The organism is Parabacteroides hominis, from assembly GCF_014287585.1.
Taxonomy (GTDB): domain Bacteria; phylum Bacteroidota; class Bacteroidia; order Bacteroidales; family Tannerellaceae; genus Parabacteroides; species Parabacteroides hominis.
This window is the reverse complement of record NZ_JACOOJ010000024.1, coordinates 70396-79071: the sequence shown is the minus strand read 5'-3', so window position 1 is coordinate 79071 and position 8676 is coordinate 70396. Positions and strand designations below refer to the sequence as shown.

Annotated in this window: 5 protein-coding genes; all 5 read right to left on the bottom strand. The window is 52.0% G+C overall.

The features are described from left to right. Positions 1-1046 (bottom strand): sigma-54-dependent transcriptional regulator (locus H8S65_RS13505; protein WP_186910367.1); only part of this gene is annotated, 1046 nt, incomplete at its 3' end. Next, the gene (locus tag H8S65_RS13500) at positions 1043-3382 is read right to left on the bottom strand and encodes a hybrid sensor histidine kinase/response regulator (RefSeq protein WP_117588718.1); all 2340 of its coding nucleotides are present in this window, start codon (positions 3380-3382) and stop codon (positions 1043-1045) included. The genes H8S65_RS13500 and H8S65_RS13505, both read right to left, overlap by 4 nt. An 87-nt stretch (positions 3383-3469) precedes the next feature. Beyond that, the gene (locus H8S65_RS13495; RefSeq protein ID WP_117588717.1) at positions 3470-3946 is read right to left on the bottom strand and encodes an HU family DNA-binding protein; all 477 of its coding nucleotides are present in this window, start codon (positions 3944-3946) and stop codon (positions 3470-3472) included. 171 nt (positions 3947-4117) lie between these two features. Then, complete coding sequence (locus H8S65_RS13490; protein ID WP_117588716.1) at positions 4118-5485, bottom strand: efflux transporter outer membrane subunit; 1368 nt, start codon at positions 5483-5485, stop codon at positions 4118-4120. After that, a complete protein-coding gene (locus H8S65_RS13485; protein WP_117588715.1) occupies positions 5482-8673 on the bottom strand; it encodes an efflux RND transporter permease subunit in 3192 nt (1063 codons plus the stop codon). The genes H8S65_RS13490 and H8S65_RS13485 overlap by 4 nt, the downstream gene beginning before the upstream one ends. Positions 8674-8676: the final 3 nt, after the last annotated feature.

Below are 8676 nucleotides of genomic sequence, written 5' to 3'. Positions count from 1 at the left end.
CGCACGTTGCCCGGCCATGCGTGTGTCAGCAACGCTTTACGTGCTTCGGAACTGAACCCGCTCACGCTACACTCCAGCTCTCTGTTTGCCATATCACGGAAGAACTCTGCCAGCGGCATAATGTCTTCTTGACAGTCACGCAACGGAGGAACGGTTATCCCGAAGTCGTGCAGGCGGTACAGAAGATCCTGCCGAAAACGCTTTTCATTCACCGATACCTCCAAATCTTCATTGGTAGCAGCGATGATGCGGACATTGAAATTCCGGTCTGCCTTGTCTCCGACCGGGCGATACCGCCTCTCCTGTATGGCACGGAGCAACATCCGCTGCATTTCCATCGGCAGGTTGGCCACTTCATCAAGAAACAATGTACCGCCATTGGCTTCTTGAAAATACCCAACATGGGTAGAATCTGCTCCTGTGAATGCACCTTTGATGTGTCCGAAGAATGCGGACAGTGCCAATGTCGGGGACAACGAACCACAGTCCACCGCCACGAAAGGCTTATCCGCACGTTTGCTCTGTGCGTGGATGTGTTGGGCAATATGTTCTTTGCCCGTACCGTTCTCACCTAATATCAATACACTCATACGGGTGGGTGCAACCAACCGGACACGCCGCTTGATTCCTTGATATGCCGTACCTTGCCGGACAAATATCGGGACTTGTTTGTTCCTTTTCTGTTCCTGTGCTTTGTGTATGGAGCGGATGAGAGGAACAAGCCTGTCCTCTACCAATTGCTTGGGAATATAGTCGGCGGAGCCGAGTTTCATACTTTCCACTGCCGTATGCACCTCGGCGTAATCGGTCATGATGATGAACGGCTGCGGCTTCCCTTCCTTGCGCATCCAACGCAACAGGTCGACACCCTCACCATCAGGTAGACGCAAGTCGGCAAGCACAGTATTATCTTCCTCTGCCTTTGCCAGCAATTTCTTGGCGGTAGAAAGCCGATACGCCTGCATGGTGTCGAAGCCGCCTTTCTTCAAGAAGTTGCAGACATAATCGTTATAAACGGGATTGTCCTCTACTACAATTACCTTCATAATCCGTCTTCCTTTCGTTTTTTAGCCTGTTCCACAATCTTGTCACCCATTGCCAATACTGCATTCACGGTGTGTTGAATCTCGTTATCGGAACATTCCGTGTCTGAATGCAGAAGTCTGTGCAGTTCCCATAGTGGTTTGTCCGCACGGATTACTGCCCACGAACTGCGTAAACGGTGTACCTGCATATCCAATTCTTTGCGGTCACACCGCTCTCCGGCATCGCTAATGGCTTGCATGTCCTTTTCCGTTTCGGTTTTCAGTTTGTCAAGCATAGTCACCTTGTCACCATACGCCAATAAAGAAGAAAGGTCAGGTTGTTTCTCTTTGTTATTTTTGACAGAAGATACTGAAAGGCATTTGCCCGACACCGCCAGCAGTTCCGACAGGCCGAACGGCTTGAACAGGCAGGCGGAAAAGCCATGAGCCAGCAGTTCTTCTTCGGTGCAGCTTCCCGAAGCAGTGGCGACAATCACAGGGATGGTCTTCGAGTTGCCGACGTGGGACGAGCGCAGCAGTTCCAATACCTCAAAGCCATTTATTTCCGGCATCTTCAAGTCTGTAATCAGCAGGTCGTAGTCCTTTGTCCGCATGGCTTCCATGAGGTCGCTTGTATTAGTGCACACATCACAACGGATACCGTAATGGGCATACATATCCATTGCCATCGAAAGAAGAATGTCGTTGTCATCCAACATAATGACCGAATAGGCACGTTCAGAATAAGGATATTGTTCTTGCACTTCTTTCTTTTCGATGACAGCAATATCAGCGGTTTGCATGGGTATTTCTATCGTGAAACGACTGCCCCGACCTTTCTTGCTTTCCAATCGGACAGTACCGCCTAACATATCCACGATGCGTTTCACGATGGATAATCCTAATCCGAAACCGTCCTGCGTGGCGGCGTTGGAGAGCCGTTCAAATGCTCCGAACACCCGTTGCTGTTCTTCTTCGCTCATACCGCTGCCTGTATCTTCCACCACAATGGAAAGGTTATTGCCGTTGTAGTCCATGCGGAGCGATACGCTTCCGGCTTGCGTGAACTTGATGGCATTGGATAACAGGTTTGCGGAAACCTGCATAATGCGCTCCTTGTCGCCCATGAGGATAACATCGGTATTGCATTCCACCGTCAAACACAAGTCCTTTGTCTCTGCCAATGGAGCAAATTCCGCCGATAAAGCGTCTGCCATGCCCTGCAAACGGAACGGGGAAGTATTCGCACTCTCCTTTCCACTATCCAACCGAAAGAAGTCAAGCAGCGTGTTCAACATGGCAATCATTCGTTGCGATGCCTGCCGGATATTGCCCGAATAGCGTTCCGTCTGCGTTGCATTTTCTCCGTTGGCTATCAGTTCCGCATAGCCGTGTATGGCGGTCAGCGGTGTACGCAGTTCATGAGTAATGGTGTGCATGGCTCTCTTGCGTGAGGAAATCAGTTCCCTGTTTCTCATATCCGATTCATGGAGTTGCCTTATCAGATTAACGGTCTTTGCCTTATACCGCTTTATGCGGCGTATGTCCCTGTGGATGATGATGTATGACACAACCAAAAGAAGAAAAAGAAATCCTGTCAGCCCTCCGATTTGAAAGAACGAGCGTTCACGCATGGCGGTTATCTCTGCCTCACGCTTTTGCAGGTCACGTTCTACTTTCCTGTCCATCTGCCCGATAAGCGATTGCAGTTGTCGATTCAATTCGCTGTTGCGCATGGCGAGGCTGTCGGCATGTTCCGACAAGCGGCGGCTTTGCGCCTGTTGTTGTGTAATCTCCTTGCGGTTCAGTGCATGGAGCATGGAGGTTGTGGCGGTCGGTTTCGACTTTTCTTTCTTGCCGAACAAGCCTAAGAAACCTTTGCGCTTCGTTTTCTTAGGCTGTTCCTGTGTGCTTTTTGCCGCAATGAAGGGTACACGCTTAGCAATTTCCCGATTCAAATTTTCCTGTTTATTCAATACTTCCACAATGCTACAAAGCAAATTTTCCTTGCTTTCTAACAAATGACGCACACTGTCTATCCGCTCTGCCGGATAAACGGTTTTGAAACGGCACAGCAGACTATCCACCGCCATGCGCCGGATATGGTAATGCTCCAAATCCTCGTCTTCCCACTCCAACACACTTTCGCCCAAAAGGGAAAGCCCCGTCATTTCCCCATAAACAAGATGCACTTCCTGACGAAAAGCATTTATACGTCGGTTCTCCGTTTCCAATGCTTCAATCTCTTTCCATTCATAAAACCACAGGTACATGATGCCGACTGCCAGCAGGCACATCAATAAATAACCTGCGGCAATCAGCGTGCGGAGAAATTTTGTTCCTATGGTACTTCTCATTTGATTATTCCTTTTTAATCATGCAGCCCGTAGTCCATCTAAAACCACAGGCTGCATACATTATAGCAATCTTTGTCAGCAATGACATTATCCCAAAGGATTGTCACCATCTTCGCCATTACCGGAACCGTCTGTGCTTCCGCCACCCTGCGCCGGGTCATCGTCCTTCGCATCGGCAGAAAGTTCAATCCATTCCAAATCATCGCTGTCCACAAGGGCACGGGTGTAGGTCTTGTTCGACAGCCGCTCCCGTTCGGGTGTGAACTGCACGCGCACCGCCTGCACCTGCTTGTCGAAGTCCGCCAAATCCTTCACGCCCTTCGTGTCGAGCGTGTAGCGGAAATAGCCCAGCCCCTTGATGTGGACGCTCTTGCCCTGCGCCATGCGCGTGTGCATCACGCCTGCGATGTCGCCCAACACGGCTTGCACGTCACTGTTACTTACTGTGAAGATTTTCGTCAAATCCTTTGCTATGGTCTCCGTTTCCACGGGCTTGCCCTGCACTACGGCTTGGGGATAGTAAACGCCCTGTTGCTTCTGAAACGCTTTTTCCCCAAAAGGCATAGTCTTACGTTTTTAATTGGTTGATGAATAATGTTTATTGTCTCACTCGGATGCCTTTGCAAGCATCCGTTTTGCTGTTGCCTGAACTAACCTCCACTCTTGATTTTCCGAAGTGCCACTTCGACCACCACAAAGTGGCACCTTGTGCGCCTCGAAGTGCCACTTTGTCTTTCACCAGCTTCCACCTCCCAACGCATGATACAGATTTATCATCCCCTGTATTTTGTCGAAATGATCGTTTGCTTCCGTCAGTTCAGCGGAGAGCAGGGATTGCTGAGCGGTAAGCACTTCCAAATAGGTGGTGCTACTGCTGTGTTCCATCAGCTGGCGGGTACTTTCCACGGTGCGGCGCAGAGCGGCTATCTGCTTGCCATCAAGTTGCAAACGGCGGTCGGCTGTCTGCCATTGTGCAAGAGCATCGTTCACCTCGCTACCCGCTTTCAGCAGACTTTGCTGGAAAGAGAGTAACGCTTCCTGTTGCTGTGCCTTGGCGATGCGCAGGTTGGCGATGTTACGCCCACGGTTGAAGAGGGGGTGTGTCAATGAGCCGACTGCACTCAGTAGCCAGCGTCCGGGATTGATAATGGCGGCACCGGTACTGTTTGTCCAACCTGCAGACCCGCCCAGCGTAATGCTGGGATAAAAGGCGGAGCGGGCGGCACCGGTGGCATAGAACGCCTGTGCCAGCGATGCTTCTGCCTGACGGATGTCGGGACGGCGGGCAAGCAACTGCAGGGGTACACCTACGGAGAGTGTATCGGGAAATTGCTGTTCTGTCAACGTACCGCGTTCGATATGGGAAGGCACATCGCCTAAGAGCAAGGAGATGGCATTTTCCTGTTTCTTGACTTGCTGTTCCAGAGTAAGCACATTCGTTTCCACGGTAAGCAGGTTGGCACGTGCCTGCTGCACGGCAGCTTCGGTGGTGTTGCCGAACTGCTTTTGCAGTTCCAACGTGCGCAACGACTCGCTCCAACTCTCGGCGGTGCAGCGGTTGATGTCGAGTTGTACATCCAACATCAGCAAGTTGTAATAACTGTTGGCAATTGTGGCGATGAGTTGTGTCTGCACTGCCTGCCGGTAAGCGCGGCTCTGCTCTAAGGCGGCACGGGCACCACGTTTGGCATTGGTCAGCTTGCCGAACAAGTCCAGCTCCCACTCGGCGGAAGCAGCAAGGGTGTAGGTCTTGGTCGTCTTGCTACCATCGAAGCTACTCAACGTACCTTGCGGGGCAAGCGACACTGAGGGCAGGTAGGCAAGGCGCGAAGACATCAGCGTGGCTTCTGCCTCCACCACTTTCAGACGTGCGACGTTAAGGTCGTTGTTATTCTCCAGTCCTCGCCGGATGAGGGATTGCAAGCGTGTGTCGGTGAACAGTTCGCTCCAATGCAAGGAGGCGATGGAGGCTGTGTCTTCCGCTTGTATGTCGGTGCCATACAGCCCATCGGTTTTCACTTCCTCCGGACGGGAGTAAGGTTTATAGACTCCGCACGAGGCAAGCAGCAGTGCGGTAACTGTTGTCAGTAATATATTTCTCATGATTCCTTTTCCTTTTTATGTTTCTTCAAATCTTCCATTTCACCTTGTATCGACCATTCGCCGGAGGAAACAGCCTGCATGGGACGTACCTTCTCTTGCAACCACTGGAAAGCAATGAACAGTGCCGGAACCACAAATAGCAAGGCAAGTGTACCGACCAGCATACCACCCACCGCACCGGAACCCAACGTGCGGTTACCGTTGGCTCCTACTCCCGTTGATACCATCAGCGGTAGCAGTCCGAACACCATTGTAAGGGCTGTCATTAGGATGGGGCGCAATCGCACCTTGGCGGCTCCAACGGCAGCTTGTATCAGCGACATGCCCGCCTGTCGGCGTTTGACGGCATATTCCGTTATCAGGATGGCGGTCTTTGCCAGCAATCCGATGAGCATAATCAAACCGGTCTGCATATAGATGTTATTCTCCAATCCCATCAGCTTGGCAAACAGGAAACTGCCCAGCAAGCCGAAAGGAAGGGCGAGCACCACGGCAAACGGGATGAGGAAACTTTCATAAAGTGCGCTCAGGATGAGATAGACCAGCACAAAGCAAATGGCGAAGATAATCACCGTGTTGCTGCTCGACTGACTTTCCTCGCGGGTGATGCCGCCAAACTCGTAGGTATAGCCTTTGGGCAATGCCGTGGACGCCGCTTCGCCGATGGCACGGATGGCGTCGCCGGAAGAATAGCCGTCGGCAGCCGAACCGTTGACCGCAATGGAGCCATAGAGGTTGAAGCGGTTGAGCGACTGTGGCCCGTAGGTCTTGGTAAGCCGGGCAAACTGGCTGATGGGAGCCATTTCACCGTTGCCGGTACGCACATAGAGGTGGTTCAGCGATTCCGGTGTGACCCGTGTGTCCGGCTCCGCCTGTATCATGACACGGTAGAGCTTGGAGAAACGGTTAAAATTGGAGACATACTGCCCGCCATAGTAACCGGACACCGTGGAAAGCACCTCTGCCGGAGAAAGCCCCGAACGTTCGCAACGGGCGGCATCAATGTCCAGCGTATATTGCGGATAGTCTGCTGAAAAAGCGGTATAGGCAGTCCCGATTTCCGGGCATTGGCTCAGGGAGGCAATGAATCCCTTGGTGGCATCGTCCAACTCACTGACAGGTTTGCCCGTCTTGTCCTGCACGTGCAGTTCAAAACCGTTCACCATGCCGTAGCCGTTAATCATGGGCGGGGCGGCGGCAAATAACTGCGCATCCGGTATTTTCTGTGAAAGGGTGTTGATGCGTCCGATGATAGAGTTTACATCATCTTCCTTGCCGTCACGTTCCGACCAGTCGCGCAGGGAGATGATAATCAGTCCCGCACTGGCTCCCGAACCGCTGAGCGAATATCCGCTGACGGTGGCATAATGCTTCACCTGCGGCATTTGTTGGATTTCCTTTTCCAACTGCGCCAATACTTGGGTGGTGCGGAAGAGCGAAGTGCCCGGCTTGGTATTGACGCTCACCATGACCGTACCCGTATCTTCATCGGGCACAAGTCCGGTCTTGGTAGTGCGCATCAGCACCACCACCAGCGCCACCGTAGCCACCAGCAGTCCCCATGTCACCACCCGATGGCGGCAGAAGTAGATGACACCCCGAACGTACCGCTTCACCAAGACCTCGAAAGCCGCATTGAACGCCTTGCGGAAGCGTGCCGAAAAACCGCTTTTCTCTTTGCCGTCCGCATCTATATAAGGTTCAAGCAGTAAGGCACACAGAGTCGGTGAAAGTGTCAAGGCATTGACTGCCGACAGTCCGACCGCCACCGCCATCGTGATGCCGAACTGCGTATAGAATACGCCGGACGTGCCGCCCATCATGGAAACCGGGATGAATACCGCCATGAACACCAGCGTAGAGGTAACGATGGCAGCCGTAATGCCCGACATGGCTTCGTTCGTCGCCATATACGATGAGTAGTAACCGGCATCGAACTTCGCCTGTACTGCCTCGACTACCACAATGGCATTGTCCACCACCGTACCGATGGCAAGCACCAGTGCGAACAGCGTCAGCAAGTTGATGGAAAAGCCCGCCACCGCCATGAAAGCGAACGTGCCGACCAAAGAGACGATAATGGATATGGTGGGAATCAGTGTCGAACGGATGTCCTGCAAAAACACATAAACCACCAGTACAACGAGAATGATAGCCTCTATCAGCGTCCAAAGCACATTCTCGATGGAGGCAAAGAGAAAGTCGTTCACGCTCAACAAGCTGGCAAACTTCAATCCTTCAGGCAAGTCTTCGGATATTTCATCTATCAGCGCATCAATCTCCTGTACCACCTCCGTAGCATTGGAACCGGCACTCTGGTAAGCCTCGGTGATACATCCCGCATGACCGTCCGTCATGGCACGATAGGTATAGGCTTCATCACCCAACTCGATGCGGGCAATATCTTTCAGACGCAAGATTTCTCCGTTGGAAAGCGAACGGATAACAATATCACCAAACTCTTCGGGCGTGGAGAAGCGTCCCCTATATTTGATGGTATATTCGTAGGCATTCTCGTGGTTCTCGCCGAAAGCACCCGTAGCCGATTCCAAATTCTGCTTTTCGAGGGCATTGGTCACGTCTGACGGTATCAGTTTGTACTGCGCCATCACGTCCGGTTTCAGCCAAATGCGCATGGAATAGTTGGATGCCAATACATTGAACTCACCCACACCGGCAATACGCTTGACGCGCGGCTCCACATTTATCTTCATGTAGTTGTTGATAAACTGCATATCGTATGAATCGTCCGGGCTGTAGAGGGCGACCACCTTCAATAGCGACTTCTGTTGTTTCTGCGTCTGCACCCCGATTTTGGTTACTTCGGCAGGAAGCAATCCCTGTGCCTTCGATACGCGGTTTTGCACATTGACTGCCGCCATGTCGGCATCAGTTCCCTGACGGAAATAGACATTCACTGTAACATCTCCCGTATTGGAGGCTTCCGAATGGATGTAGCTCATGTTCTCCACACCGTTGATGGCTTCCTCCAACGGGACAATGACCGACTTCTGCACCGTTTCGGCATTGGCACCGGGATAAGAAGTCGTTACTTGCACCGTGGGCGGCGCAATGTCTGGATATTGCTCCACAGGCAGCCCCGTCAGGGATATGATGCCCAACAAAACAATAATTACGGAAATAACGATGGAAAAGACCGGGCGGTCTATAAAGAATCGTAAATTCATAAC